Source organism: Geothrix sp. 21YS21S-2, assembly GCF_030846775.1.
In the GTDB taxonomy this organism is placed as follows: Bacteria; Acidobacteriota; Holophagae; order Holophagales; family Holophagaceae; genus Mesoterricola.
On record NZ_CP132910.1, the window covers coordinates 334,917 to 360,872 of the forward strand.

Below are 25,956 nucleotides of genomic sequence, written 5' to 3' on the forward strand. Positions count from 1 at the left end.
GCCATGCCCCACACGACCCTCGAATACACCTCAACCATCGCCGAACAGCCTGATTTCCAGGCCTTCTGGGAGCAGCTCCACCAGTTCCTCTCCGAGGAGTGCCCCTTCAACCTCAAGGACATCAAGAGCCGCGCCTACCGTTGCGAGGAGTTCCGCATGGCCGGCGGCGGCCGGGACCTGGCCTTCGTCCACCTCACCATCCTCGTGCTGGAGGGCCGGGACCCGGCCGTCCTCGCCAAGGTGGGCAACGGCGCCCTCGATCTCCTCAAGGTCCACTTCGCCCGGACCCTGGAGACGCAGCAGGCCGATCTCACCGTCGAGGTGCGGGACATGCGCAGGGACGGCTACTTCAAGGCCTCGAGCGTAAAGGCACCGTGACGTTCCCCGATTCCTCCTTCAGCATCGGCCCCATCCGGGTCCAGCCCCCGCTGGTGATGGCGCCCCTCCACGAGATCACGGACCAGCCCTTCCGGCGCATGATCCGGGGCGTGGGCGGCGTGGGCCTCACCGTCTCCGAGATGATCAGCAGCGAGGCGCTGATCCGCCATGCCCGCAAGGCCGAGCGCATGATGGCCGCCGAGGGCGAGCATCCCTTCGCCATGCAGCTGGCCGGGAGCGTCCCCGAGCATCTGGCCGACGCGGCGCGCATGGCCCGGGACGCCGGCGCGGACATCATCGACCTGAACATGGGCTGCCCCGCCAGCAATGTCACCAAGGGCGGCGCCGGGTCGGCGCTCCTCAGGGACATCCGCCTCGCGGAGGCCTGCGTGACCGCCATGGTCAAGGCCGTGGACCTGCCCGTCACCGTGAAGATGCGCGCCGGCTGGGACCACAGCCAGAAGGAGAAGGCCGAGTACCTGGACTTCCTCCGCATGTTCGACGCGGTGGGCGTGAAGGCCCTGGCCATCCATCCCCGCACCCGGGCCCAGCAGTACGAAGGGCACGCCGACTGGTCCCTCATCGCCCGGGCCGTGGAGGCCGGCGTCGGCTTCCCCATCATCGGCAACGGCGACGTGAACACCCCCGCCGACGCCCTGCGCATGGCCGCCGAGACCGGCTGCCACGGCGTCATGATCGGCCGCGCGGCCCTCACGAATCCCTGGATCTTCCGCCAGGTGATGGAGCCCGGCCTGGAGGTCACCGAGGCCGAGCGCATCGACCTCTGCATCTCCTTCTTCGGCCTGCTCCTGGACCTCCTGGAGCCGCGGGAGGCCCTGCACAAGATGAAGAAGATCGGGTCCTGGTTCACCAAGGGCCTCCCCGGCGGCGTCCACTTCCGCCAGGGCCTCCAGGAGTGCCACGACCACACGACGATCATCGGGGAGCTGGAGAAGCTCAAGCACTACCGGGCCGCGCCGGAGGCCTGATCAACGGCGGCGGTTCCCGGCCTTCAGGAGGATCAAGGCGAGGCCGCCCAGGATGGCGGCGCTGCCGCCCAGGAGCCTCGCCGTCACCGGCTCGCCCAGGATCGCCACCCCGGCCAGGGCCGCCAGGACGGGCACGCTGAGCTGCACCGCCGAGGCGGTGGTGGTGCGGAGGCCCCGCATGGCGGCGTACCACACGGCGTAGCCCAGGCCGGAGCCGAGAGCGCCGGAGGCCACGGCATAGCCTGCGCCGGCGGCGTCGACCCTTGACCAGGGGAGCAGGATGAGGCTCAGCGCCAGGGCCAGCGGCACGGCGCGCAGGAAGTTGCCGGCGGTGGCCCGGCCCGGATCGCCGGCCTCCCGGCCGCGAAGGGAGTAGACTCCCCAGGCCACGCCCGCGGCCAGCATGAGCAGGGCCGCGGGAAGGGGCGGGGCGGTCCTGCCGGGCGCGAGGAGGCCGAAGAGGCCGCCCAGGGCCAGGGCCAGCCCGGCCCACTGGGGCGGGCCGAGCCGCTCCCCGCGCAGGAGGCCGGCCAGGACCATCGTGGCCTGGACCGCGGTGAAGAGGAGGAAGGCGCCCAGGCCCGCCTGCAGGGCCACGTAGGCGAAGGAGAACCCGGCGGCGTAGACGAAGAGCGCGATGGCCGAAGGCCAGCTGCCGCCCTTTCCCTTGCCCCTGCGCGCGATGGCCCAGGTGGCGGCGGCCCCGGAAAGAAGGCGCAGGGCGGTGAACGTGGCCGGGTCGGTGGCGGTGTGCGTCAGGGCGGCCCTGCAGAGCAGGGAATTCGCGGCGAAGGCGGCCATGGCCAGGAGGGTGAGGGGGAGCGCGCGGGGGGGCATCTCACCTGGATTGTTCCACCACGGCCCGGGAATCCCAAACCGGGGATCGGCCCCCAAGTGCTAGGCTCGTCTGAAGCGGTCCCCGCGAACTCCGGAAGGGCAGGGTCATGGAAAGCCACAAACGTCCCCCCGTGGGTCCCGAGGAAGCCTTCGCCCGGGCCTTCATCCTCCCTGCCAAGAGGGCCCGGTTCATCCAGTTCCTGGCCAACCCCAGGCGGCGCCAGGAAGTCCTGGACCGGCTGGGCCACGGCCTGCCCGTGATCCCGGAACTCGCCCGGGAGGTGCCTGGGCCCCAGGACTTTCCCCTCGAACTGGAGAAGCTCCTGCGGGGCCTGGGCGCCGGGGACGGTTGCCACGTCATCGCCTACGGACTGAAGGCCGACGGCAAGGCGATGCCGTTGCGCGACGCGCTGAACCTGGTGTGCATGAGCGAGCACGGCGCGATCCTGTGCTGCGTTCCGGGCCGCCTCGCCTACTACAAGCCCGAGTCCCCGGCCCCGGGGGTCCTCCTGGAGCTGCGGCCGGTCACTTGACCTCGACGGTGAAGGCGGCGGTCCCCAGCTCCTTGCCGTCCTTGTCCAGGGCCTTGACGGTCCAGCTCCCGCCGTCGCCGGCGCGGAAGGTGCGGAAGGCGTGGGTGCGGTAGGGGCTGCGGGGCACCTCCAGATCCTTCTGGAACACGGCCTTGCCGTCCTTCTGGAAGCTGAGGGTCACGGTCGCGCCCTCCAGGCCGGTGACCTTCGTCCAGGCGTAGAGCTTGGTGTCCGGGGCCACCTTGAACGTGTCCGAGGCTTCCGCGATCTCCATCTTGTCGATTCCGAGGCCGACCTTGAGTTCGGCCGAGGGATCCGCGGCCAGGACCGCGGTGGCTGCGAAGGCCGCCCATCCAAGGGTGCGGAGCAGGGTTGTGCGCATGTTTTTTCCTCCTGTCGGTATTGGATTATAGTCATTTCGGCAGGCTGGGGAAGACCTCGGGGTCCTGGTGCAGGGTCCGGCAGGTCAGGGTTCGAAAGCGGTATCCAGGTTCCACAAGGAGGTGGCCAGTCTTCATCCTGCCTTTTCCCGAACATCCAATTCCCCGTTCGAACCCGGTGGCGGAGTGTCGACTCCTGGGGGTTTTGGAGGCACGCCATGCCTATCCAGGACCCGCTCTCACAGCAGATCATCGGCTTCTGCTGCCGAACTTCGAACGCCCTGGCCTTCTCGGAATCCTATTCCAATGACTTTGCCGGATGCTGCACCAGGCCTCAGGGGTTCCCCATCCCCTTATCGCCAACCTCCGGCAGCGGCTGGGGCACCTCGAAGCTGAACTCCGCCCAGGCTCCGGCCTGGCTCACCGCATCCATGCGGCCCCCATGCAGGTGTACGATGCGCCAGGCCGTGTAGAGCCCGACGCCGGTGCCCTTCTGGGCCCTCAGTTCCGGGGACTGGAGGCGGCTGAACTTCCGGAAGAGCTTGGGCCGGTCCTCGGCCCTGAACCCCGGGCCTTCGTTCCACACGGCGACCTTGAGGCCCGCCGGTCCGGACTCCACCGTGAGGCGGACGGCGCCGCCCTCCCGGCCGTACTTCACGGCATTGCCCAGCAGGTTCGCCAGGACGATGCGCAGGAGCCCGGGATCGCACTGCACGGGCGGCAGGTCCGGGGGGAGGCGCCGCTCCAGGGTCATGCCCTTGGCCTTGGCCTGGCCCAGGGCGAGCTCCATGGAGGGCTCCACCACCTCGGCCTCGAAGGCCGCGGCGATGGGGTGGAGGGCCAGGTTGCCGCCCTCCATGCGCGCCAGGTCCAGGTATTCGCCGATGAGGTCGAGGAGGTAGCTGCCCTTCGAGATGAGGCGCTCCAGCTTCTGGGTCTGGCGCGCCTCGAGGGGCCCCAGGTAGCCGTCGGCCAGGACCCGCGCGTCGGTGATCATGCTGGCGATGGGGTTCTTCAGCTCGTGGCTGACGAAGGCGAGCACCTCGGTGTAGGCCTGGTTGGCGGCGGTGAGCTGCTCGATGCGCCAGGTCTTCTCCACGGCCTGGGAGAGCCGTTCGGCCAGGGCCATCCACAGCTGGACGTGGTAGGGCGTATAGGCGCGCGTCTCCCGGGAACTCAGGAAGATTACGCCGATGGCCCGGTCCTTCACCGTGAGGGGGCAGGTGAGGGAACTGCGCACCCCCTCCTTCACGAGGATCCGGGTGGAGCCGCTGCGGGGGTGGTCGGCCAGGTAGCGCGGGAGGTCGTAGATGACCCGGGCGCAGTTGGAGTCCAGCACCCGGCGCAGGGAGCTCCCCGCCAGGTCCTCGGCATAGCCCTCCTTGAGGAGGATGGGCTCGTAGTTCGCCCTGCTGCGGTGGGCCACGATGCGGCGGCCCTCGTCCTCGATGAAGGCGAGGCCGATGCGGTCGCAGGGGTACAGCTCCCGGATGCCCTGGAAGAGGAAGTCCAGGATGTCGTCGAGGGAGGACTCCCCGGCGATCTCGCGGTTCACGTGGTCCAGGACCTCCTGCTCCTGCGCGTCGAAGGCGCGCACCGCCCCCGCCCCGGTGGGGGCGAGGAAGTGCAGGATGGGATGGACCTCGGCCATTTTGCCCCTGGGACTACTCGATGTAGCGTCCACGCTCAGTGTAGTGGGTATGGAGGAGCTTGTGGCTCCTGTGCCCGCAGGGGCCTTCGGTGAGGTACTCGGCGTAGATCTTCAGCACATCGGGATTCTCGTGGGACTTTCGCACCGCGTAGGCGGCATCCTCGGCGTAGATGGCCTGGGCCCGGGCCTTCCGGATCTCCGGGGAGGTGGGGATGGGCTGGCCGCCCCCGCCGAGGCACCCGCCGGGGCACCCCATGAACTCGATGAAGTGGCATTGGCTGAACTGGCCGCCTTGCTTGATGTCCTCCATGACCGCCTTGGCGTTGGCGGTGCCGTGGGCCACGGCCACCTTGAGGGTGGCGCCCTTGAGGAAGTCCCAGCTTGGGAAGAGGGGGGCCAGCATGGCCGGCACCGGACCCACCTTGGGGATGGCGAGCTCGACGTACTTGACGCCCTCGAAGCCGCGCACGGGCTTGATGTCCGCGTGCTCGAAGAGGTCCTCCACCTTGACGCCCACCACCAGCTCGATGACGGTGCGCAGCGCGGCCTCCATGACGCCTCCCGTGGCGCCGAAGATGACCCCCGATCCCGTGGCCGTGCCGAAGGGCGCGTCGAAGTCCGACTTGGGCAGGCGGGGCAGGTCCAGGCCGGTCTCGCTGATCATCTTGGCCAGCTCGCGGGTGGTCAGGCCGTAGTCCACGTCCTTGAAGCCGGAGTCGTCCATCTCGGGCCGGTTGCATTCGAACTTCTTGGCCGAGCACGGCATGAGGGCCACGGTGACGATGTCCTTGGGGTCGATGCCCTGCTTTTCGGCGTAGTAGGTCTTGATGACCGCGCCGAACATCTGCTGGGGGCTCTTGGCGGTGCTGAGGTTGGGGATGTACTCCGGATAGAAGTGCTCGAGGTACTTCACCCAGCCCGGGGAGCAGCTGGTGAACTGGGGGAAGGCCGCGGGCTCGCCGTCCACCAGGGCCTTCTTGAGGCGGAGCAGGAGCTCGGTGCCCTCCTCCATGATGGTGAGGTCGGCGCTGAAGTTGGTGTCGAACACCTGGTCGAAGCCGCACATGCGCAGGGCGGTGTTCAGCTCGAAGGTCAGCGCCTTGCCCGCGGGCTGGCCGAAGCACTCGCCGATGGCGGCGCGGGGGCTGGGGGCCGTCTGGATGACCACGTGCTTTTTCGGGTCGTGGATGGCCTCCCACACCTCGTCGGTGGGATCGTTGGCGCGCAGGGCGCCCGTGGGGCAGCGGTTGATGCACTGGCCGCAGTTGATGCACACCACGCTGCCCAGGGGCTTTTCCAGGAAGGTGGAGACGTGGCTGGTGCGGCCCCGGCCCAGCACCTCGATGGTGCCCACGTCCTGCACGTCGATGCAGGTGCGCACGCAGCGCCGGCACAGCACGCACTTGTTGTTGTCGCGCACCACGGAGTAGCTGGAATGGTCGATGGCGTGGACCGGCTTCTCGGGGTGGCCGAAGCGGAAGTAGTCGACGCCGTACTCCTTGGCCAGCGTCTGGAGCTCGCAGTTGTTGTTCCGGCCGCAGGCGTAGCAGTGGCCGTAGTGCTCGCTGAGCATCAGGTCGACGATGTGCCGCCGGGCCATGCGCACCTTGCGGGTGTGGGTGAACACCTTGATGGGCGAGGTGACGGGGTAGGCGCAGGCGGCCTGGAGGGTCCGCTGGCCTTCGACCTCGACGGAGCAGATGCGGCAGACGCCCGCCACGCAGAGGTCCGGGTGGTTGCAGAGGGTGGGGATCTTGATGCCGATGCGCTTGGCGGCGTCGAGGATGGTGGTGCCCAGGGGCACCTTCAGGGCCTGGCCGTCGATGGAGATGCTGACGGTGCCGCCGATGGCCGAGGTGTTCTCGGCCACGGCGAGGTTCTGCCCCAGCTGGCTCGAGGGCGCCCGCTTGGGGGTCTCTGGGAGTTCGGTGGACATGGGCAACCTCGTAACAGGTCAGGCGTGGGTTGGGATTCGGCCCATCAGCTCCTCGCGGAAGTTCGCCACGACGGAGAGGAAGGCGTTGGGACTGCTCTGGCCGAGGCCGCACTTGGAGGCGACCTGCATGGTCTCCCCCAGGGAGCACAGCTCCTTGAGATAGGCCATGCTGCAGGTGCCTTTGCGGAGCATCTCCAGGCCCTCGAGGAGCTTGGTGTTGCCCAGGCGGCACGGCGCGCACTGGCCGCACGACTCGTCCACGAAGAACTCCAGGAAGTTGTGGAGGACGTCCAGCATGTCCCGCTGCGGACCCAGGACGATGATCGAGCCGCCGGTGGGGATGTCCTCGAAGGCGATGGAGCGCCCGAAGTCCTTGGCGGGCACGCACTGCCCGGCGGCCCCGCCGATCTGGGCGGCCTTGGCGTCCTCCCCGCCCACCTCGCGCAGCAGTTCGGCCACGGTGAGGCCCATGGGGAACTCGTAGACACCGGGCCGCTCGCAGTCGCCCGAGACGCTGAAGATCTTGCGCCCGGTGGACTTCTCCGTGCCGTGCCGGCGGAACCACTCGGGGCCCTGGCCCAGGATGCACGCGGCCCAGGCCAGGGTCTCCACGTTGTTCACGATGGAGGGCCGGCCCAGGAATCCGGTGTTGACGGGGAAGGGGGGCCGGTTGCGGGGCTCGCCCCGGAAGCCCTCCAGGGCCTCGATGAGGGCGGTCTCCTCGCCGCAGATGTAGGCTCCGGCACCCATGAAGATGCGGATGTCGAAGTCGAGGTTCGACCCGAGGATGCCCTTGCCCAGGAGGTTGCGGTCCCGGCGGCCCGCCAGGACCGCCTCCAGGTGGCCCCTCAGGTAGGTGTACTCGCCCCTGAGGAACAGGATGCCCTCGTGGGCGCCGATGGCCTTGCCGGCGATGGTCATGCCCTCGAAGACCAGGTCCGCGTGCTCCTGCAGGATCACGCGGTCCTTGAAGGTTCCGGGCTCTCCCTCGTCGGCGTTGCAGATGACGAACTTCTTGTCGGACTGGGCGGCCGCGGCGAAGTTCCACTTCACGCCGGTGGGGAAGCCCGCGCCCCCGCGGCCCTTGAGGCCGGAGGCGCTGATGTCGCTGATGATCTGGGGGCGGTCCTTGGCGAGGGCGGCCTTCAGGCCGGCCTCGGGGATCTGTTCGGTGTAGGTGGGCAGGGAGCTCATTTGAACACCACCTCCTTCGTTTCGGCGGCGTGGACGCCGAAGACCCGGCGGCACTCCTCCAGGATCTCGTGGACCTTTTCGGGCGTGACGCGGGTGTAGATCCGGTCGTTGACGAGCATGGCCGGGCCCTGGTCGCACATGCCCATGCAGTTGGCGTATTCCAGGGTGAACTTGCCGTCGGGGGTGGTCTCCCCGAAGCCGATGCCCAGGTCGTTCTCCAGCTGGCGCTTCACCCGGCTCTTGCCCTGCATGTCGCAGGAGATCGTCCGGCACAGGCGGATGACGAACTTGCCCTGGCGGTGGTCGCCCAGGAAGGCGTAGAAGGACACCACGCTGTTGACCTCCACGGGGTGGATGCCCAGGAGGTCGGCGATGACCTGCATCGCATAGCTGTCGATGGTGTGGTACTTGCGCTTCACTTCAAGGAGGATGGGAATGAGGGAGGTGCGGTCCTGCCCCAGCCTGGCGGCCAGGGACCGGATCTCCTCAGCGAGACGGTCGCGTTCGGTCATCAGCATGGGTTGCCTCCTACCTTTCCAGAAGGGCGGCGACCTTCCGGACCAGCTCCGCGGGTTCCACGGGCTTGGCCTGGAAGTCGTCCACCGGCACCATCTCGTCGTCCCGCCCGAAGGCGAGCCCGGAGGCGGAAGCCACGGACGTGAGCATGAGGATGGGCCGCTTCCACCCCTGGCGCCGCAGCTCCTGCGCCATGGCGAAGCCGTCGTCGGGCTGCTCCATCATCACGTCGAGAATGAGGAGATCGGGTCCGAAAACCTCCACCGCCTTCATGCCGTCCCTGCGGTTGTAGGCGCTGGAAAGGGTGTGCCCGGCCCTTTCCAGGAAGAGCGTGCTCGCTTCCACGATGTCTGGATCGTCGTCGACGATGAGGATCTTGGCCATGGCTGTTCTCCGGTGGGAATCGGATTGAGTTGTATGGGGATCGGATGCACCCAAGTCTAGGTCGGGTTCAGCCATGAGGGGAGAAATAACTGGATCCCGGACAAAAAAACCGAATATCAGATGAAATTAGTCGAGTTTATTCCCATTTCCCCTTTCCGCGATCCTCCGCGAGCCCGCAGCGCCTCCGCGTTTGATTGTTTCTTTAAGTATTCTATTTGCTTGGATTTACACCAGCATTGAGAATCTTTAAGAAAACAATCAAACGCGGAGGCGCTGAGGGCTCGCGGAGGACCGCTGAGAAAAAACGACCTATATCAGAACCGCAGGTCCCTTTCTCCGGCCCGGATCCTTTCCAGGTAGTTGCTGGCGGCCTCCCGGGCCTTCGGGTTGGGGATCGTGGCCAGCTCCTCCTTGATCCTGTGCTCTCCGAGCTCCCTTAGTTCCGGGTCGCCGTAGTCCTCGATGTATTCCATGAGCGTCAGCAGGGCGTTGGGCTGGCAGACGTTGGCGATCTGGCCGGTCTTGGCCAGCTTCATGAAGCGGTCCCCGGTCCTGCCTTCCCGGTAGCAGGCGGTGCAGTAGCTGGGGACGTAGCCGTCGCGCAGGAGGTCCTTCAGCACCTCGGTGGGGCTGCGATGGTCGGCGGGCTCGAACTGGGGGACGGCGTCCTCGAAGCCCAGCTTGGGGGTCTGGGCGTAGCCGCCCACCCCGGTGCAGGACCCGGCGCTCACCTGGGAGATGCCCAGGGCGATCACTTCCTCCCGGTAGCCCATGGGCTCGCGGGTGGAGAGGATCATGCCGGCGTAGGGGGTGGCCAGGCGGAGCACGGCCACGACCTTCTTGAAGTCCTCGTCCGAGACCAGGTGGGGGAAGTCGCAGGCGGACACGCCGGACGCCGCGCGGATGCGGGGCACGGAGAGGGTGTGGGGACCCACGCCCAGGGCCGCCTCCAGGTGCTCGGCGTGCATGAGCATGCCCACCGTCTCGTACTTCCAGTCGAAGAGCCCGTAGAGGACGCCGAGGCCCACGTCGTCGATACCGGCCCTCATGGCGCGGTCGTGGGCGCCGGTGTGCCACTCGTAGTTCCGCTTGGGGCCCTTGTGCACGGCCAGGTAGGTGGGCTTGTGGTAGGTCTCCTGGAAGAGGATGTAGGTGCCGATGCCCGCGTCCTTGAGCCGGCGGTAGTCGTCCTCCGTGGTGGCCGCGATGTTCACGTTCACCCGGCGGATGGCGCCGTTCTTGAACTTGAGGGAATAGATGGTCGCGATGCACTCCAGCACGTAGTCCAGGGGGCAGTTCACCGGGTCCTCGCCCACCTCCAGGGCCAGGCGCTTGTGGCCGAGGCCCTCCAGCACCCGGATCTCCTCGGCCAGCTCCGCCTGGCCCAGCCTGCGCCGCGGCATGGGGTTGTCGTGGTTGTAGCCGCAGTAGCTGCACTGGTTCACGCAGAAGTCGGAGAGGTAGAGGGGCGCGAACATCACGATGCGCCGGCCGTAGATGTGCTCCTTGATGTGCCGGGCCAGGGTGAAGACCTCGCCCAGGATGGCGGGGTCCTCCACGTTCAGGAGGACGGCGGCCTCCCGGTGGGTGAGGCCGCCGAAGGTGGCGGCGCGGTCCAGGATGGCGCGGACGGCCTTGGGGTCCCGGGCCTGCAGGACGGCGCCTTCCAGGGTGGACTCGATCTCCCCATGGTCGATGAAGTCGTTGGGATCGGAGGAACGGGGATCGTAGGACATCAGGACTCCTTGCTTGAAGCGGGGACCTCCCGGGCCAGGGCGGTCTTGACGGCGATGCCGGGAACGCGCCCCAGGCGCCCGGTGAGGGCGCTGAGCTCGTCGGTCGTGCCGTCGACGATGAGGGAGACGATGGACACGCCGCGCTCCCGGTAGGGGATCCCCATGCGCCCCACGATGAGGGAGGCCGAATCATGGAGGATGGCGTTGACCTCCGGCGCCGAGGCGAGGTCCTCGACGACGATTCCCACGACCCCGAGGCGCTTCGTCATGCTCATGCCGGCCCTTTCTGGCGGGCCCGGCCCAGGCGTCTCGACGGGATGGACGTGCGGAGTCCCGCGTGTCCTTCCGCTCGGGGTTGGCCTTGCGGTCGGGGGTGGGGTGGAGGGTGTGACCGGCAACGGAACGGATCCCGCTGCCCGACACTCCAGAGATAGGCCCGCACGGGAAAAGCGTCAATGAATTGGGACCTATTTGATGACCTTTGGGTCTTCTTTGTGACCGGGATCACACAGAAGATCTCCAGGTCTTTTGAGATGAGTCTAAAATATATCGTAACACTCTGTCACGTTGTAGCACTTTTCACGGATGGCTTCATGAAGCTCATTTCGGGGAAGATCGTCGAGCGCCTGGCGCGCTACCGCACGTTCCTGACGGAACAGGCGCCGGGGCACCGCACCCACCTCTTCTCGCACGAGATCGCCGCGGCCATGCGCACGGCGGACTCCCAGGTGCGCCGGGACCTCATGGCCATCGGCACCCAGGGCGTCCCCCGCCACGGCTACGAGGTCGAGGCCCTCATGGAGAAGCTGGACCTGGCGCTGTGCCTGGACCGCACCCACGCGGTGGCGGTGGTGGGCGCCGGGCACCTGGGCCGGGCCCTCATCTCCTTCCTGGAGGCCAGCCGCTCCACCCTGTGCATCAAGGCGGCCTTCGACACCGACCCCGCCAAGTGCAACCGGGTCCACGCGGGCGTGAAGTGCCACCCCATGGAGTCCCTGGAGGCCGTCATCGCCCGGGAGGGCATCACGCTGGCCATCCTCTGCGTGCCCGCCGCAAGCGCCCAGGGGGCCGCGGACCAGCTGGTGCACGCGGGCGTGAAGGGGATCCTGAATTTCGCGCCGGTGGCCCTGCGGGTCCCGGTGAACGTCGCGCTGGAAGAACTCGTCATCACCACCTACCTGGAAAAGCTCGCCTACTTCACCACTCATCCCTCAAAGGAGCGCCGGAATGGCCGACATGAAGAGCGTTGAGACCATCCTCGAGGGTCACCCGGACGCCGGGCGCGACCATCTCATCCCCATCCTGCAGGAGGTCCAGGCAGCGGAAGGCTACCTGTCCAAGGCCGCCATCACCCGCGTGGGCATCGCGCTGGATCTTCCCGCCAGCAAGATCTTCGGGGTCGCCACCTTCTACAACATGTTCCGGTTCCAGCCGCGCGGGAAGTTCCACGTGATGGTCTGCCGGGGCACCGCCTGCCACGTCAAGGGCAGCAAGCGCGTCCTGGACATGGTGGAGAAGGTCCTCAAGATCGCCCCCGGCGAGACCAGCCGGGACGGCCTGTTCAGCCTGGAGGTCGTGGCCTGCATGGGAGCCTGCGGCCTGGCGCCGGTGGTGAACATCAACGGCCAGTTCCACGCCAAGGTCACCCCCATGAAGCTGCAGCGCATCCTGGAAGAATGCCGCTCGGAGGAGTTCAGCCATGTCTAGCGGATCCAAGGTCTCCTGCTGGGACGTCCCGGCCCGTCCCGCCCCCGCGCTTCTCGCGGCCCTCAAGGACGGCCCCTTCAAGGGCGAAGGCGTCGAGAACCTCATCGCCGGCCTGCGCCGGGAGCGGGTCGAAAGGCCCGTGATCTTCGTGGGCGCGGGCACCTGCGGCCTGGGCGCCGGGGCCGGCAAGACCCTCGCCAAGGTCCGCGACTGGTGCGCGGCCAAGGGGATGGACGCCGACATCAAGGAAGTGGGCTGCATCGGCCTGTGCTCCGAGGAGCCCCTGGTGGACATCCAGGTGCCGGGCAAGGCGCGGGTGAGCTTCTCCTCCATCACCGCCGACAAGGTGGACGCGCTCCTGGACGGGTTCTTCGCGGGCCGCATGCCCTTGGACTGGGTCCTGGGCGACTTCCCCGCCGAAGGGCTCGAGTCCTGGCCCAAGGTCAGGCCCCTGGCCGAGCATCCCTTCCTGGCCCTCCAGAAGCGCTGGGTGCTGGCCAACTCCGGCCTCCTCGACTTCCGGTCCATCGACGAGTACATCGCCCGGGGCGGCTACTCCGCCCTGCACAAGACCCTCACGACCCGGACCCGCCAGGAGGTGGTGGACGACGTGCTGGCCTCGGGGCTGCGGGGCAGGGGCGGGGCGGGCTTCCCCACCGGCCGCAAGTGGCAGATGGCCCTGGCCTCGCCGGGCGACCAGAAGTACATGATCTGCAACGCCGACGAGGGCGACCCCGGCGCCTTCATGGACCGCGCGGTGTGCGAGAGCGATCCCCACCGCCTCCTGGAGGGCATGGTCACGGGCTGCTACGCCATCGGCGCCTCCAGGGCCTACATCTACATCCGGGCCGAGTACCCCCTGGCCATCGAGAACCTGAAGATCGCCATGGCCCAGGCCAAGGCCTACGGGCTTTTGGGCGAGAACATCCTGGGCAGCGGCTTCAGCCTGGACATCATCATCAAGATGGGCGCCGGCGCCTTCGTGTGCGGCGAGGAGACCGCCCTCATCCACTCCATCGAGGGCAAGCGCGGCATGCCGCGGCCCCGGCCCCCCTATCCCATCCAGTCCGGCGTCTTCGGCAAGCCCACGGTCATCAACAACGTGGAGACCTTCGCCAACGTGCCGACCATCATGCAGAACGGGCCCGAGGCCTTCGCGGCCCTGGGCACGGCGGGCAGCAAGGGCACCAAGGTCTTCGCCCTGTCGGGCATGGTCCGGCGCACGGGCCTGGTGGAAGTGCCCATGGGCACGAAGATCCGCGACGTGGTCTTCGCCGTGGGCGGCGGCATCCCCAACGGCAAGAAGGCCAAGGCCGTGCAGATCGGCGGGCCCTCCGGGGGCTGCATCCCCGAGCCCCAGATGGACGTGGCCTGCGACTACGAGGAACTGAAGTCCTTCGGCGCCATCATGGGCTCCGGCGGCCTGGTGGTCATGGACGAGAACACCTGCATGGTGGACCTGGCCAAGTTCTTCATGGAGTTCATCCAGAGCGAGAGCTGCGGCAAGTGCATCCCCTGCCGGGAGGGTACCAAGCAGATGCTGGACATCCTCCAGGCCATCACCCAGAACCGCCGGGCCGAGGAGGGCCTCGACGCCCTCCTGCGGGTGCGCGGGGTCATGGTGCTCAAGGAGCTGGGCGAGGCCATCCAGAAGAGCAGCCTCTGCGGGCTGGGCCAGACGGCGCCCAACCCGGTGCTGTCGACCCTGAAGTGGTTCCGGGACGAGTACGAGGCCCACATCTACGAGCGCCGCTGCCCCGCCGGGGCCTGCCGGGAGCTGGTGGGCGCGCCCTGCCAGGCCGGGTGCCCCGTGGGCACGGAAGTGTGGAAGTACGTGGCCCACGTGGCCCTCGGGGAATACGACGACGCCTACCAGGCCATCCGCGGCGCCAATCCCTTCCCCTCGGTGTGCGCGCGCGTCTGCAACCACCCCTGCGAGGCCGGCTGCCGCTGCGGCACCACCGGCGGCGATCCCATCGCCATCCGCGACCTCAAGCGGTTCGTGGTGGACCGCGTGGATCCCAAGGTCTTCAAGATGTCCGCCAGGCCCGCCAAGCCGGGCGCGCCCCGGGTGGCGGTGGTGGGCGCGGGGCCCGCGGGCCTCACGGCCGCCCACGCCCTGGGCATGAAGGGCTACAAGGTCACCGTCTTCGAGCGCGAGCACCGCCCCGGAGGCATGCTGGTGGCGGGCATCCCCAGCTACCGCCTGCCCCGCAACGTCCTCAACGCCGAGATCGACAGCCTCATCAACGAGAACGTCACCCTCGAGCTGAACAAGGCCATGGGCAGGGACTTCACGGTGCAGAGCCTGAAGGAGGAAGGGTACCAGGCCGTCTACCTGGCCCTGGGCGCCCACCAGAGCAAGCGCCTGGGACTTCCGGGCGACGACGCCAAGGGGATCCTCCCCGGCATCCGGTTCCTCAAGGCCTTCAACCTCCACGGCGAGTCCCTGGGCAGGGGCCGCGTGGGCATCATCGGGGGCGGCAACAGCGCCCTGGACGCGGCCCGGGTCGCCATCCGCCAGAAGGACGTGACGGACGTGACGGTCTACTACCGCCGCACCCGCAACGAGATGCCCGCCTACCAGGAGGAGATCGAGGCCGCGCTGGAGGAGGGCATCCGCCTGGAGACCCTGGTCACGCCGCTGGCCGTGAAGGCGGAGGACGGCGTCCTCAAGGGCATCGAGTTCCTGCGCAACGAACTGGGCGACAAGGACGAGAGCGGGCGCGCCCGGCCCGTGCCCATCCCGGGCAGCGAGTTCACGGCCGAGCTGGACACCCTGGTGGTGGCCATCTCCGAGGAGCCCGAGACCGGCGCCCTGGAGGGCTTCAAGGTGAAGTCCTGGGGCGGGCTGGTGATCAACCCCGAGTCCTACATCACCTCCCAGAAGCGGGTCTTCGGGGGCGGCGACGTGGTGACCGGGCCCAGCACCGTCATCGAGGCCGTGGCCGCGGGCAAGAACGCCGCGGTGATGATCGACCGGCAGCTCACGGGGCGCCAGCTCAGGGCCCTGCCCAGGGTGGCGCTGCCGACGGTCTACGTGCCGCCCTTCTCCACCGACGAGGAGGAGGGCGAGGGACCCGGACGGGCCCACCCGGAGCACCTGCCCGTGGCCGAGCGCTGCGGGAACTTCCGGGAGGTGGACCTGTGCCTCACCGAGGAGCGCGCCCTTTGCGAAGCCCGTCGCTGCCTGCGCTGCGACATCGAATTCACCCAACCGGTCTAGACGGAGTCACCGATGCTAGCCATTGAAGCGAACGGACAGAAACTGGAAGCCAAGAAGGGGGACACCATCCTGCAGGCGCTCAAGCGCGGCGGGATCCACGTCCCCACCATCTGCCACATGGAGGGCCTGCTGCCCTCGGGCACCTGCCGCATGTGCGTCGTGGAGGTGGAGGGCGCCCCCGGCCTCGTGCCGGCGTGCTCCTTCCCCGCGGCCGAGGGGATGAGGATCCACACCAGCACCCCCACGGTCCTGAAGACCCGCAAGGCCATCGTGGAGCTGCTGCTCTCGAACCACCCCGACGACTGCCTCTACTGCGCCCGGAACGGCAAGTGCGACCTGTCCGACCTGGCCCGGGAGCACGGCATCCGCAACCGGGTGTTCCGGGGCCTGCGCAAGCGCAAGGAGAAGGACATCTCCAGCCCCTCCATCGTGAGGGACCCCGAGAAGTGCATCCTCTGCGGCAAGTGCGTGCGGGTCTGCGAGGAGGTGCAGGGCGTCTCGGCCATCGACTTCATCAACCGCGGCTCCAAGGCCTTCGTGGGCACCGCCTTCGACGAAGGCATGAACGTGAGCTGCTGCATCAACTGCGGCCAGTGCATCCTGGTGTGCCCCACCGCCGCGCTCACCGAGCGCAGCTACGTGGACGAGGTCATGCGGGTGCTGGCCGACCCCGGCAAGACCGTGGTGGTGCAGCACGCCCCGGCCGTCTCGGTGTCCATCGCCGAGGAGTTCGGCTTCAAGCCGGGCACCGACATCGACGGCCAGATGGTGGCCGCCCTGCGCCGGGTGGGCTTCAAGCGCGTTTTCGACACGTCGTTCACCGCCGACCTCACCATCATGGAGGAGGGCAGCGAACTCATCCAGCGCATCACCGAGGGCGGCCCGCTGCCCATGTTCACCAGCTGCTCCCCGGGCTGGATCAAGTTCGTGGAGCAGTTCTACCCCGAGCTCCTGCCCAACGTCTCCACCTGCAAGAGCCCGCAGCAGATGATGGGCGCGGTGATCAAGACCTTCTTCGCGAAGCGCGAGAACCTGGATCCCAAGGACATCGTCAGCGTCTCGATCATGCCGTGCACCGCCAAGAAGTTCGAGTGCGCCCGGCCCGAGATGGGCCGGGACTACGTGCCCGACGTCGACTACGTGCTCACCACCCGGGAACTGGCCGAGCTCTTCCGCATCAAGGGCGTCGATCCCGGCACCCTGGAGCCCGAGGGCGCCGACACCCCCTTCGGGGAGCGCTCCAGCGCCGGCAAGCTCTTCGGGGCCTCGGGCGGCGTCATGGAGGCGGCGGTGCGCAGCGCCTTCTTCCTCCTCACGGGCGACGAGATGAAGGAGTACCGGATCCAGGACCTGCGGGGCATGAAGGGCAGCAAGGAGCTGCGGGTGAAGGTGGGCGACCTGGAAGTGGGCGCCGCCGTGGTCTCCAGCCTGGGCCAGGCGAGAAGGCTCATGGACGAGATCAAGGCCGGACGCAGCGACCTGCACTTCGTGGAGGTCATGACCTGCCCGGGCGGGTGCATCAACGGCGGCGGCCAGCCCCTCAAGGCCGACCTGGAGTCCGTGAAGGCCCGCATGGCCGCGCTCTACACCATCGACAAGACCGACACCCTGCGGGTCAGCCACCGCAACAGCCAGGTGCAGCGGCTCTACACGGAGTTCCTGGGCAAGCCCCTGGGCCACCTGAGCCACCAGCTGCTCCACACCAAGTACCAGAAACGCGAAGTCCTGCAATAGGGAGCGATGTCCATGACCGAGAAGAAGAACGTCCTTGTAGTCGACGACGACATCGACCTGCTCGAGCAGGTGGCCTTCGTGCTCGCATCGGAGGGCTACCACGTCATCAAGGCCCAGGGCCAGAAGGAGGGGGAGGAGGCGCTCCTTGCCACCATCCCCGACCTGGCGGTCCTGGACCTGATGATGGAGAACATGGATTCGGGGTTCGTGCTGTGCCACCATGTGAAACGCCTTTATCCCGAGACTCCCGTGATCCTGCTCACCGCCGTCAAGGCCGCCACCGGCCTCGACTTCCACCCCCAGTCCGACGAGGCCGCCTCCTGGGTCAAGGCGGACCTGGTGATGGACAAGCCGGTCAGGCCCGAGCAGCTCCGGGCCGAGGCCCGGAGACTGATGAAACTCTGACGCGGAGGCACCGGCCATGGCGGAACCCGAGATGGACCCTGGACGCCCAGGAGAGCCGGTCGAAGGTTCCGCCGTGCGCGGTTTCGTCAGGACCCTCAAGAACCGCTGCCGCATCTGCTACACCTGCGTGCGCACCTGCCCCGCCAAGGCCATCCGCATCACCAAGAGCCAGGCCGAGGTGGTGGCCGAGCGCTGCATCGGGTGCGGCAACTGCATCCGGGTCTGCACCCAGAAGGCCAAGCGCATCGTCTCGACCGTGAAGGAGGTGGAGGAGCTGCTCGGGTCGGGCCAGCCCGTGGCCGCCATCCTGGCGCCCTCCTTCCCGGTGGAGTTCCAGGCGGAAATGGACTTCAGGGTGCTGGTCGGGATGGTCCGCAAGCTCGGGTTCTCCCTGGTGGCCGAGGTGGCCTTCGGGGCGGACCTGGTGGCCGAGCAGTACCGCCAGCTGATGATCCTGAACCCCAGGGCCCAGTACATCGCCACCACGTGCCCCGCGGTGGTGGGGTTCGTGGAGCGCTACCACCCCGAGCTCATCCCCAACCTCTCGCCCATCGTCAGCCCCATGGTGGCCATGAGCCGGGTGCTTCGCGTCCTGCATCCGGGCATCAAGGTGGTCTTCGTCGGCCCCTGCGTGGCCAAGAAGGCCGAGGCCTGCGACCCGGACATCGAGGGCGCCCCCGACGTCGCCATCACCTTCCGGGAGCTGCGCAAGCTGGCCCAGCGCAACGACCTCAGGATCGAGGACTGCGTGCCCGGGGACTTCGATCCGCCCCACCCCAACCTGGGCAGCCTGTTCCCCGTCACCCGCGGTTTCCTGCAGGCCGCCAGCATCCCCGAGGACCTGGTGGCCAACGAGGTGGTGGCCACCGACGGCATCGAGGGCTTCACCTCGGTCCTGGAGGAGTTCGCCACCGGGACCATGGAGGCCCGGCTCGTGGAGCTGCTGAGCTGCAACGGCTGCATCGCGGGACCGGGCCTGAGCACCCAGGAGACGCTCTTCAAGCGCCGCGCCCGGGTGAGCCACTACAGCCGCTTCCGGGCCACCATGCTCGACACCGAACTCTGGCAGCGCAACGTGGACCGCTTCCAGAGCCTGGACCTGACCCGGAAGTTCACCGCCAACGACCAGCGCCTGGAGCCCATGAACCCCACCGAGCTCCACGCCATCATGCAGCGCATGGGCAAGTACTCGGAGGCCCACGAGCTGAACTGCGGGGCCTGCGGCTACCACACCTGCCGCGAGCACGCCCTGGCCATCGGCAGGGGCTTCGCCGAGAGCGAGATGTGCCTTCCGTTCGTCATCGACGACAACCTCAACACCATCCGCAAGCTCAGCCACGCCAACGAGAAGCTGGCCTCCACCCAGGAGACCCTGATGCACTCGGAGCGCCTGGCCAGCATGGGCCAGCTGGCCGCGGGCGTGGCCCACGAGATCAACAACCCGCTGGGCGTGGTGCTCATGTACACCCACCTCCTTCTGGACGAGTGCGAGAAGACCTCCCCCCTGCGGGACGACCTGCAGATGATCGCGGAGCAGGCCAACCGCTGCAAGCGCATCGTCGCGGGCCTCCTGGACTTCGCCCGGCAGAACAAGGTGGCCCACAACCTCAACGACATCCGGGAGGTGATCCAGACCTCCCTGGCCAACCTGCCGGTGCCTCCGGGCGTGACGGTGGAGACCCTCCACACCGACGGCAGCCCCATGGTGGAGCTGGACCGGGACCAGATGATCCAGGTGTTCGTGAACCTGGTGGGCAACGCCTTCGACGCCATGCCCGAGGGGGGGCGGCTCCAGATCGCCACCCGCGCCGACGACCAGTGGCTGATCATCGAGGTCAAGGACACCGGCATCGGCATCCCCAAGGACAACCTCAACAAGATGTTCGAGCCCTTCTTCACCACCAAGCTCATGGGCAAGGGCACCGGGCTGGGGCTGCCGGTGGTCTACGGCATCGTCAAGCTCCACCGGGGCGACATCTCGGTGGAGTCCAACCCCGACCCCGAGGCCGGGCCCCTGGGCACCACCTTCCGCGTCAAGCTTCCCCGCGCCGCCAGGGCGCTGGCCCACTGAGGGACCTATGCACGAGACCCTGCACCTCCTGGTGGTGGACGACGAGCTGGGCATGCGGCTCTCCATCGAGCGCGCCCTGAAGGCCTACGCCACGAGCTTCGAGGACATCGAGGTGGACGTGGACTTCCGCATCTCCACGGCCGATTCCGGCGAGGCCGCCCTGGAGGCCGCGGCCAAGGACCCGCCCCAGATCATCCTCCTGGACTACAAGCTGCCCGGCATGTCCGGGCTGGACGTGCTCCAGGCGCTCATGGAGGCCAAGACCGAGGCCCTGATCGTGATGATCACGGCCTACGCCAGCCTGGAGACCGCGGTGCAGGCCACCAAGATCGGGGCCTTCGACTTCCTGGCCAAGCCCTTCACCCCCATCGAGGTGAAGGCCGCCATCCACAAGACCGCCAAGCACTACATGATCCAGGCCCAGGCCCGCAAGCTCGCCGGGGAGCGCAAGCAGATCCGCTTCGAGTTCCTGTCGGTGCTGGCCCACGAGCTGAAGTCGCCCCTGGCCGCGGTGGAGGGCAACCTGCGGATCCTCCGGGACCACGCCGCGGGAGACGAAATCGGCGGCTACGACCATCTCCTCGACCGGTCGATCCTTCGCCTGGACGGCATGCGCAAGCTCATCATGGACCTCCTGGACCTCACCCGCATCGAGTCCGGCCAGAAACTGCGGACGCTCGCGGAGACCGACATCTGCGCAGCGGCCACCCAGAGCCTGGAGACCTTCCAGTCCCTGGCCGCCGAGAGGCACGTGAACCTCCTGTTCTGCCCCCCCGGCAAGGTGCTGCTCCAGGCCGACCCCGGCGAGCTGGAGATGATGTTCAACAACCTGGTGTCCAACGCCATCAAATACAACCACGAGGGCGGCTCGGTCACCGTGGAGATCGAGGACGGCCCCGAGGAGGTGCGCGTGGCGGTGCACGACACCGGCATCGGCATCGGCAAGGAGGATCTGGGCAGGCTGTTCGGGGAATTCAGCCGGATCAAGAACGAGAAGACCCGGAACATCCTGGGCTCGGGCCTGGGGCTGTCCATCCTGAAGCGGCTCGCCAGCCTCTACGGGGGCAAGGTGGAGGTCCAGAGCGAACCCGACCACGGGAGCACGTTCACGGTTTCGCTCCGCAAGTAGGCTTCCAATCCGGGCCCGGGTGCGGTAGTTTCCAACCAGGTAAGGGAGGGACCATGTGCACCACCTGCGGCTGCGGCGGAGACGGGACCACCATCGGCGGCAAGCCCCACGCCCATGACCACGCCCATCCCGCCCCCGGGGTGCGCCGGCGCGTGGTCGTCGAGCGCGACCTCCTGGCCAAGAACAACGCCCTGGCCGCCGACAACCGCGCCTGGTTCGAGGAGCGGGGGATCTTCGCCCTGAACCTCGTGTCCAGCCCGGGTTCCGGCAAGACGACCCTCCTGGTGGAGACCATCCGGAGGCTCAACGGCACCCTGCCCATCGCCGTCATCGAGGGGGACCAGCAGACGAGCAACGACGCCGACCGCATCCGCGCCGCGGGGGCCCCGGCCATCCAGATCAACACCGGCAAGGGCTGCCACCTGGACGCGCACATGGTGGGCCACGCCGCGGCCGAGCTGGGCGCGCCCGAGGGGGCCCTCCTGCTCATCGAGAACGTCGGCAACCTGGTGTGCCCGGCGGAGTTCGACCTGGGCGAGGCCCACAAGGTGGTCATCCTCTCGGTCACGGAAGGCGAGGACAAGCCCCTCAAGTACCCGGACATGTTCGCCAATTCCGGCGTCCTGGTGGTGAACAAGATCGACCTTCTGCCCTACCTGGCCTTCGACGTGGAGCTGTGCGTCGCCAACGCCCTGAAGGTGAACCCGAAGCTCAAGGTGATCCGGGTCTCGGCCACCTCGGGGGAGGGCCTGGAGGACTGGACCCGCTGGATCGTGGAAAGCCACGCCCTGGCCCGGGCCTGACGGATGCCCCGGATCCGGGTGCGGGTCGCGGGGGTGGTGCAGGGGGTGGGTTTCCGCCCCTTCATCTATCGTATCGCCCGGGACCGCGGGCTCGGGGGCTGGGTGCTGAACCGCCCCGACGGGGTGGTGGTGGAGGTGGAGGGACCCGGAGGGGCCCTGGAGGGCTTCCTGGCGGCGCTGGAGAAGGAGGCGCCGGCCCCCGCGCGGATCCGGAGCGTCGCCGTGGAGGAACGGCCCGAGGAAGGGGAGGGGACCTTCACGATCCGCCCCAGCGACGGGGGCGGCGACACGCGGCCCTCGGTCCCCGCGGACCTGGCCCTCTGCCCCGACTGCGCCCGGGAGGTGGAGGACCCCGCCGACCGCCGCCACGGCTACCCCTTCACCAACTGCACCTACTGCGGCCCCCGCTTCACCATCATCGAAGGCCTCCCCTACGACCGGCCCCGCACGGCCATGAAGGGTTTTCCGCTGTGCCCGGCCTGCGCGGCGGAGTACGGGGACCCCGGGAACAGGCGCTTCCATGCGCAGCCCGTGGCCTGCCCCGCCTGCGGGCCCCGCCTCGACCTTCCGGGCTGGGCGAGGGATCCGCTGGAGGGGGCCGCCCGGGCCCTCCTGGACGGGCGGATCCTGGCCCTCAAGGGCCTGGGGGGCTACCAGCTGCTGGCCGACGCCACCTCGGGACCGGCCGTGGCCCGCCTCCGGGAACGCAAGCGGCGCGAGGAGAAGCCCTTCGCGGTCATGTTCCCGGACGGGGCCTCCCTGGAGGCGGCCTGCCTCGTGTCCCCCCTGGAGCGGGCGCTCCTGGCCTCCCCGGAGGCCCCCATCCTCCTCCTGGCCCGGCGGGACTCCGCGGCCATCGACCCCGGGGTGGCCCCGGGCAACCCCAGGCTGGGAGCCTTCCTGCCCTACACGCCCCTCCACCGGCTCCTCCTGGCGCGGGTGGGGCGGCCCCTGGTGTGCACCAGCGGCAACCTCTCCGACGAGCCCATGTGCCACACGGAGGCCGACGCCCTGGAGCGCCTGGGGGGCATCGCCGACCTCTTCCTGGGCCACGACCGGCCCATCCTCCGCCCCGTGGACGACTCCGTGGTGCGCGTGGACGCCCACGGTCCCACCCTCCTGCGCCGGGCCCGGGGCTACGCCCCCCTGGCCCACCCGGTGGCGCTGGGGGGGCCACCGGTGCTGGCCCTGGGGGCCCACCAGAAGAGCACCCTCTGCCTCCTGGACCGGGGCCAGGCCGTGGTCAGCCAGCACCTGGGGGACCTCCACACCGCCGACGGGGCCGAACTCCTGGAGCGCACCGTGGAGGACTTCCTGCGCTTCTTCAAGGTGGAGCCCGCGGTCCTGGCCTGCGACCTCCACCCCGACTACGCCTCCACCCGGCTCGGGGAGCGCCTGGCCCGTGCCTGGGGCCGGCCCCTGGTGCGGGTGCAGCACCACCATGCCCACGTGGCGGCCCTGGCGGCGGAGCTGGGTCTGGAAGGGCCCCTGTCCGGCCTGGCCTGGGACGGCACGGGCCTGGGCTCCGACGGCGCCCTGTGGGGAGGCGAGGGCCTGCTGGCGGATGGCGGCGCCTTCACCCGCACCGCCCACCTCAAGCCCTTCCCCCTGCCCGGGGGCGACCGGGCCGCGCGGGATCCGGGCCGCAGCGCCCTGGGTCTCCTGTGGGAGGCCACGGGGACCCTGGACGGAGGGGAGGCCTTCGGCGACCTGGCCGTGGTCCGGTCCATGCTGGAGCGGGGCGTGAACAGCCCCCGCACCTCCAGCGTCGGGCGGCTCTTCGACGCGGTGGCGGCCCTCGCGGGCGTCCGGTCCGCGCGGGGCTTCGAGGGGCAGGCCGCGGCGGCGCTGGAGTTCGCGGCCCTGGCGTCGGACGACCCCGGCACCTACCCCTGGGGCCTGGGAACGGGCCCGGTCCTGGTGGCCGACCCGGCCCCCCTGGTGGCGGCCCTCCTGGGCGACCGGGCCCGGGGCGTGGCCCCGGAGCGCTGCGCCAGGCGGTTCCACCGGGCCTTGGCCGACCTGGCCCTGGCCATGGCCCGGGCGGCGGGGAAGGAGCAGGTCCTTCTCACCGGGGGCTGCTTCCAGAATGCCCTCCTGACCTCCCTGGTGCGGGAGACCCTGGCCCGGGACGGCTTCCGGCCGCTCAGCCCGGAAGCCTTCCCGCCCAATGACGGCGCCATCTCCCTGGGCCAGGCCGCGGTGGCCGCGGCCACCTGAAGGCGCCGATCGCCAGGCGGCCCTCCGCTCTGGCATCGTTCTTGATTCCCTCCCTCCGACCCAGCAGGTTTTGCCCTCTGCGGATTGGAGGCTCCCATGTATGCATTCGACCAGGCTCACCCGGGCACGCCTTTGTCCAGGAATGCCCGAGCAGGTCCGAGGCCCCCGGGGGGCCCGGAGTCACCCCCGGGAGGCCGGCGCCTCCGCATCAGGTTCGCGGGCACGCCGTCAGAGGAGTCGCCGCCCCAGGGCCGGCGCGCCGCTCTGCGTAGACAGCCCGATCCCATCCACCCGATCTCACGGAGAACCCCATGAGCTCAATCCTGAACAACCTCTCCGCCATCGGAGCCAGCCGGCAGTTGTCGATTTCCGGCAACCAGCTGGGACAGGTCATCGAGCGGCTCACCACCGGCAAGCGCATCAACAAGGCCTCGGACGACGCCGCGGGCCTGGCCATCGCCAACAAGCTCGGCGCCGACATCAAGGTCGCCGGGCAGGCCCAGCGCAACACCAACGACGGCGTCTCCTACATGCAGGTTGCCGACGGCACCCTGGATTCGGTGACCCAGCTGCTCACCCGGGCCGCCCAGCTCGCCCAGCAGGCCCAGACCGGAACCATCAGCGACTCCAACCGGGCCAACCTGGACGCCGAGTTCCAGAACATCGTCAAGACGATGATCAACATCGGCCACAACACGAACTTCAACGGGCAGGCCATCTTCACCAGCGTGCCCCAGTCCCTCACCGTGGCCGCCGGGGACTACGGCGTGCTCACCCTCGACATGCAGGTGCTCTCGCCCGACGCCACCACGGCCCTGGGCATCAGCACCACCAACAGCCTCACGTCCATCACCGGCGCCTCCGTCGTGGCCGGGCTCCTCACCACCGCCCTGGCCTCCGTGAGCACGATGCGCGCCTCCATCGGCGCCTCGGAGCAGCAGCTGAACGCGACGTCGGACATCCTGGGCATCCAGGTGCAGAACTTCACCGCCGCCATGAGCCAGATCCAGGACGCCAACATCGCGGACGAGGTGGTGAACCTCACCAAGTTCCAGATCCTCCAGCAGTCGGGGACCAGCGCCCTGAGCAAGTCGAACCAGAACGCCCAGCAGGTGCTCGCGCTGCTGCAGTAAAGGAACAGGAACAGGCCTGGTCAGGCAGGGCCCGCGAGCGTGGGCCTTGCCTGGCTACCGCTTTTCCCGGCGAACCTCAGTCCAGGGGCTCCGGCACGGGCGCCTTGCGGAGGTTGTACCAGAGGATCACCGACAGGATGACCACGCCCCCCGCCAGCGCGTACGGCGACGGCCGTTCTCCCACGCCGATGAACACCCACACCGGATTGAACACCGCCTCCAGCATGCAGGTGATGAGCGCCGCGGTGGCCGACAGGTAGCGCATGCCGGCCGTGAAGAACATGTAGGCGATGCCCAGCTGGAAGATGCCCAGGTAGGCCAGCATCAGGCCCTGGTTCAGGGTGACCTGCGGAGCCGGCAGGACCTTGGGAAGGCAGATGAGGGCCACCACCAGGTTGCCCAGGACCACCATGCCGATGGGGTCGTGGCCGGGCCGGGTCTCGCGCTTCCACTTGAGCAGCAGCGAGAAGAGGGCCAGGAGGAACCCCGAGGCCAGGGCCAGCACGTTGCCGGCGAGGCCGCCCTTCTCCAGGTGGCCGGCGAAGAACAGCGCCATGCCCCCGAGGCAGGCCGCCACGGCCCAGAAGTCCCGGCGCGCGAAGGGTCTGCGGAAGATCCAGGGTTCCAGGAACAGCAGGTAGATGGGCGCGGCGTACTGCAGGAAGATGGCGTTGGCGGCGGTGGTGAGCTTGGTGGCCACCACGAACAGCACCAGCACCAGGGCGTAGATGCAGGAGCCCGCGAGGCTCAGGGGGTCCCGGGGCAGGGACCAGGCCCGTCCGCGCAGCGCCAGGATGGCCACGATGGCCAGCGCCGACACCAGGGACCGGTAGCAGGCGATGTGGAAGGCGGAGAGGGTGAGGACCTTGATGAAGATCCCGCTGGAGCTCCAGAGAAGCGAAGCCGCGACCAGATAGGCCAGACCCTTGCTCCGCTCCGGCACGCGGTCGATGATTCGTTCCATGGCTTCAGACTACCAAAAGCCGGGGCGCCG

23 protein-coding genes are annotated in these 25,956 nt (G+C 68.7%); 13 read left to right on the top strand and 10 right to left on the bottom strand.

Features of this window, described 5'->3' with window-relative positions:
* Positions 1 to 3 precede the first annotated feature (3 nt).
* Together RAH40_RS01540 and dusB are read left to right on the top strand one after the other, a co-directional pair.
* Positions 4 to 378: a 5-carboxymethyl-2-hydroxymuconate Delta-isomerase gene (locus tag RAH40_RS01540; protein ID WP_306600288.1), complete on the top strand. Its 375-nt coding sequence runs from the start codon at positions 4 to 6 to the stop codon at positions 376 to 378.
* The gene (gene dusB / locus RAH40_RS01545; RefSeq protein ID WP_306600289.1) at positions 375 to 1,367 is read left to right on the top strand and encodes a tRNA dihydrouridine synthase DusB; all 993 of its coding nucleotides are present in this window, start codon (positions 375 to 377) and stop codon (positions 1,365 to 1,367) included. Before RAH40_RS01540 ends, dusB begins: the two co-directional genes overlap by 4 nt.
* Here the strand turns inward: dusB and RAH40_RS01550 are convergent, their stop codons facing one another.
* Positions 1,368 to 2,204: a DMT family transporter gene (locus tag RAH40_RS01550; RefSeq protein WP_306600290.1), complete on the bottom strand. Its 837-nt coding sequence runs from the start codon at positions 2,202 to 2,204 to the stop codon at positions 1,368 to 1,370.
* Positions 2,205 to 2,311: 107 nt separating this feature from the next.
* Here RAH40_RS01550 and RAH40_RS01555 point away from each other — a divergent pair, with 107 nt between their 5' ends.
* Complete coding sequence (locus tag RAH40_RS01555; RefSeq protein WP_306600291.1) at positions 2,312 to 2,737, top strand: hypothetical protein; 426 nt, start codon at positions 2,312 to 2,314, stop codon at positions 2,735 to 2,737.
* Here the strand turns inward: RAH40_RS01555 and RAH40_RS01560 are convergent.
* The 8 genes from RAH40_RS01560 to RAH40_RS01595 form a co-directional block, all read right to left on the bottom strand.
* Positions 2,730 to 3,119, bottom strand: a complete 390-nt coding sequence (locus RAH40_RS01560; RefSeq protein WP_306600292.1) for a DUF2914 domain-containing protein — start codon at positions 3,117 to 3,119, stop codon at positions 2,730 to 2,732. The genes RAH40_RS01555 and RAH40_RS01560 overlap by 8 nt on opposite strands.
* Before the next feature lie 332 nt (positions 3,120 to 3,451).
* Positions 3,452 to 4,768, bottom strand: coding sequence for a GAF domain-containing sensor histidine kinase (locus tag RAH40_RS01565; protein WP_306600293.1), 1,317 nt, complete (start codon positions 4,766 to 4,768; stop codon positions 3,452 to 3,454).
* Positions 4,769 to 4,781: 13 nt separating this feature from the next.
* Positions 4,782 to 6,704, bottom strand: a complete 1,923-nt coding sequence (locus RAH40_RS01570; RefSeq protein WP_306600294.1) for an NADH-dependent [FeFe] hydrogenase, group A6 — start codon at positions 6,702 to 6,704, stop codon at positions 4,782 to 4,784.
* An 18-nt stretch (positions 6,705 to 6,722) separates the two neighbouring features.
* Complete coding sequence (locus RAH40_RS01575) at positions 6,723 to 7,898, bottom strand: NADH-quinone oxidoreductase subunit F (protein WP_306600295.1); 1,176 nt, start codon at positions 7,896 to 7,898, stop codon at positions 6,723 to 6,725.
* Complete coding sequence (locus RAH40_RS01580) at positions 7,895 to 8,416, bottom strand: NAD(P)H-dependent oxidoreductase subunit E (protein WP_306600296.1); 522 nt, start codon at positions 8,414 to 8,416, stop codon at positions 7,895 to 7,897. The genes RAH40_RS01575 and RAH40_RS01580 overlap by 4 nt, the downstream gene beginning before the upstream one ends.
* A gap of 10 nt (positions 8,417 to 8,426) precedes the next feature.
* The gene (locus tag RAH40_RS01585) at positions 8,427 to 8,798 is read right to left on the bottom strand and encodes a response regulator transcription factor (RefSeq protein WP_306600297.1); all 372 of its coding nucleotides are present in this window, start codon (positions 8,796 to 8,798) and stop codon (positions 8,427 to 8,429) included.
* A gap of 314 nt (positions 8,799 to 9,112) precedes the next feature.
* Positions 9,113 to 10,534, bottom strand: coding sequence for a [FeFe] hydrogenase H-cluster radical SAM maturase HydG (gene hydG, locus RAH40_RS01590; protein WP_306600298.1), 1,422 nt, complete (start codon positions 10,532 to 10,534; stop codon positions 9,113 to 9,115).
* The gene (locus tag RAH40_RS01595; RefSeq protein WP_373432558.1) at positions 10,534 to 10,803 is read right to left on the bottom strand and encodes a TM1266 family iron-only hydrogenase system putative regulator; all 270 of its coding nucleotides are present in this window, start codon (positions 10,801 to 10,803) and stop codon (positions 10,534 to 10,536) included. Before RAH40_RS01595 ends, hydG begins: the two co-directional genes overlap by 1 nt.
* 324 nt (positions 10,804 to 11,127) lie before the next feature.
* Between RAH40_RS01595 and RAH40_RS01600 the strand changes: the two genes are divergently transcribed.
* The 10 genes from RAH40_RS01600 (at position 11,128) to RAH40_RS01645 (ending at position 24,962) form a co-directional block, all read left to right on the top strand.
* Complete coding sequence (locus RAH40_RS01600) at positions 11,128 to 11,784, top strand: redox-sensing transcriptional repressor Rex (RefSeq protein ID WP_306600300.1); 657 nt, start codon at positions 11,128 to 11,130, stop codon at positions 11,782 to 11,784.
* A complete protein-coding gene (nuoE, locus tag RAH40_RS01605) occupies positions 11,762 to 12,241 on the top strand; it encodes an NADH-quinone oxidoreductase subunit NuoE (protein WP_306600302.1) in 480 nt (159 codons plus the stop codon). The genes RAH40_RS01600 and nuoE overlap by 23 nt, the downstream gene beginning before the upstream one ends.
* Positions 12,234 to 15,467, top strand: coding sequence for an NADH-ubiquinone oxidoreductase-F iron-sulfur binding region domain-containing protein (locus RAH40_RS01610; protein ID WP_306600303.1), 3,234 nt, complete (start codon positions 12,234 to 12,236; stop codon positions 15,465 to 15,467). Before nuoE ends, RAH40_RS01610 begins: the two co-directional genes overlap by 8 nt.
* Positions 15,468 to 15,479: 12 nt before the next feature.
* Positions 15,480 to 17,201, top strand: a complete 1,722-nt coding sequence (locus tag RAH40_RS01615) for an NADH-dependent [FeFe] hydrogenase, group A6 (RefSeq protein WP_306600304.1) — start codon at positions 15,480 to 15,482, stop codon at positions 17,199 to 17,201.
* 12 nt (positions 17,202 to 17,213) lie between these two features.
* Positions 17,214 to 17,606, top strand: a complete 393-nt coding sequence (locus RAH40_RS01620; protein WP_306600305.1) for a response regulator — start codon at positions 17,214 to 17,216, stop codon at positions 17,604 to 17,606.
* A gap of 73 nt (positions 17,607 to 17,679) precedes the next feature.
* Positions 17,680 to 19,677 carry a [Fe-Fe] hydrogenase large subunit C-terminal domain-containing protein gene (locus tag RAH40_RS01625; protein WP_306600306.1) on the top strand — a complete coding sequence of 666 codons (1,998 nt, stop codon included), beginning with the start codon at positions 17,680 to 17,682 and terminating at the stop codon, positions 19,675 to 19,677.
* A 7-nt stretch (positions 19,678 to 19,684) separates the two neighbouring features.
* Positions 19,685 to 20,806, top strand: a complete 1,122-nt coding sequence (locus tag RAH40_RS01630; RefSeq protein ID WP_306600307.1) for a cell wall metabolism sensor histidine kinase WalK — start codon at positions 19,685 to 19,687, stop codon at positions 20,804 to 20,806.
* A 53-nt stretch (positions 20,807 to 20,859) separates the two neighbouring features.
* Positions 20,860 to 21,609, top strand: coding sequence for a hydrogenase nickel incorporation protein HypB (hypB, locus tag RAH40_RS01635; protein ID WP_306600308.1), 750 nt, complete (start codon positions 20,860 to 20,862; stop codon positions 21,607 to 21,609).
* A gap of 3 nt (positions 21,610 to 21,612) precedes the next feature.
* A complete protein-coding gene (gene hypF, locus RAH40_RS01640) occupies positions 21,613 to 23,829 on the top strand; it encodes a carbamoyltransferase HypF (RefSeq protein ID WP_306600309.1) in 2,217 nt (738 codons plus the stop codon).
* Positions 23,830 to 24,140: 311 nt separating this feature from the next.
* Positions 24,141 to 24,962, top strand: a complete 822-nt coding sequence (locus RAH40_RS01645) for a flagellin (protein WP_306600310.1) — start codon at positions 24,141 to 24,143, stop codon at positions 24,960 to 24,962.
* Positions 24,963 to 25,038: 76 nt separating this feature from the next.
* Here RAH40_RS01645 and RAH40_RS01650 read toward each other — a convergent pair whose 3' ends face one another.
* Positions 25,039 to 25,926, bottom strand: a complete 888-nt coding sequence (locus tag RAH40_RS01650; RefSeq protein ID WP_306600311.1) for a DMT family transporter — start codon at positions 25,924 to 25,926, stop codon at positions 25,039 to 25,041.
* Between the last annotated feature and the right edge of the window lie 30 nt (positions 25,927 to 25,956).

Bases quoted from the DNA above. Each gene is read 5' to 3' on its own strand.
- RAH40_RS01540 (WP_306600288.1), top strand. From the start codon at position 4: ATGCCCCACACGACCCTCGAATACACCTCAACCATCGCCGAACAGCCT.
- RAH40_RS01550 (WP_306600290.1), bottom strand. From the start codon at position 2,204: ATGCCCCCCCGCGCGCTCCCCCTCACCCTCCTGGCCATGGCCGCCTTC.
- RAH40_RS01555 (WP_306600291.1), top strand. From the start codon at position 2,312: ATGGAAAGCCACAAACGTCCCCCCGTGGGTCCCGAGGAAGCCTTCGCC.
- RAH40_RS01560 (WP_306600292.1), bottom strand. From the start codon at position 3,119: ATGCGCACAACCCTGCTCCGCACCCTTGGATGGGCGGCCTTCGCAGCC.
- RAH40_RS01565 (WP_306600293.1), bottom strand. From the start codon at position 4,768: ATGGCCGAGGTCCATCCCATCCTGCACTTCCTCGCCCCCACCGGGGCG.
- RAH40_RS01570 (WP_306600294.1), bottom strand. From the start codon at position 6,704: ATGTCCACCGAACTCCCAGAGACCCCCAAGCGGGCGCCCTCGAGCCAG.
- RAH40_RS01575 (WP_306600295.1), bottom strand. From the start codon at position 7,898: ATGAGCTCCCTGCCCACCTACACCGAACAGATCCCCGAGGCCGGCCTG.
- RAH40_RS01580 (WP_306600296.1), bottom strand. From the start codon at position 8,416: ATGCTGATGACCGAACGCGACCGTCTCGCTGAGGAGATCCGGTCCCTG.
- RAH40_RS01585 (WP_306600297.1), bottom strand. From the start codon at position 8,798: ATGGCCAAGATCCTCATCGTCGACGACGATCCAGACATCGTGGAAGCG.
- hydG (WP_306600298.1), bottom strand. From the start codon at position 10,534: ATGTCCTACGATCCCCGTTCCTCCGATCCCAACGACTTCATCGACCAT.
- RAH40_RS01595 (WP_373432558.1), bottom strand. From the start codon at position 10,803: ATGACGAAGCGCCTCGGGGTCGTGGGAATCGTCGTCGAGGACCTCGCC.
- RAH40_RS01600 (WP_306600300.1), top strand. From the start codon at position 11,128: ATGAAGCTCATTTCGGGGAAGATCGTCGAGCGCCTGGCGCGCTACCGC.
- nuoE (WP_306600302.1), top strand. From the start codon at position 11,762: ATGGCCGACATGAAGAGCGTTGAGACCATCCTCGAGGGTCACCCGGAC.
- RAH40_RS01610 (WP_306600303.1), top strand. From the start codon at position 12,234: ATGTCTAGCGGATCCAAGGTCTCCTGCTGGGACGTCCCGGCCCGTCCC.
- RAH40_RS01615 (WP_306600304.1), top strand. From the start codon at position 15,480: ATGCTAGCCATTGAAGCGAACGGACAGAAACTGGAAGCCAAGAAGGGG.
- RAH40_RS01620 (WP_306600305.1), top strand. From the start codon at position 17,214: ATGACCGAGAAGAAGAACGTCCTTGTAGTCGACGACGACATCGACCTG.
- RAH40_RS01630 (WP_306600307.1), top strand. From the start codon at position 19,685: ATGCACGAGACCCTGCACCTCCTGGTGGTGGACGACGAGCTGGGCATG.
- hypB (WP_306600308.1), top strand. From the start codon at position 20,860: ATGTGCACCACCTGCGGCTGCGGCGGAGACGGGACCACCATCGGCGGC.
- hypF (WP_306600309.1), top strand. From the start codon at position 21,613: ATGCCCCGGATCCGGGTGCGGGTCGCGGGGGTGGTGCAGGGGGTGGGT.
- RAH40_RS01645 (WP_306600310.1), top strand. From the start codon at position 24,141: ATGAGCTCAATCCTGAACAACCTCTCCGCCATCGGAGCCAGCCGGCAG.
- RAH40_RS01650 (WP_306600311.1), bottom strand. From the start codon at position 25,926: ATGGAACGAATCATCGACCGCGTGCCGGAGCGGAGCAAGGGTCTGGCC.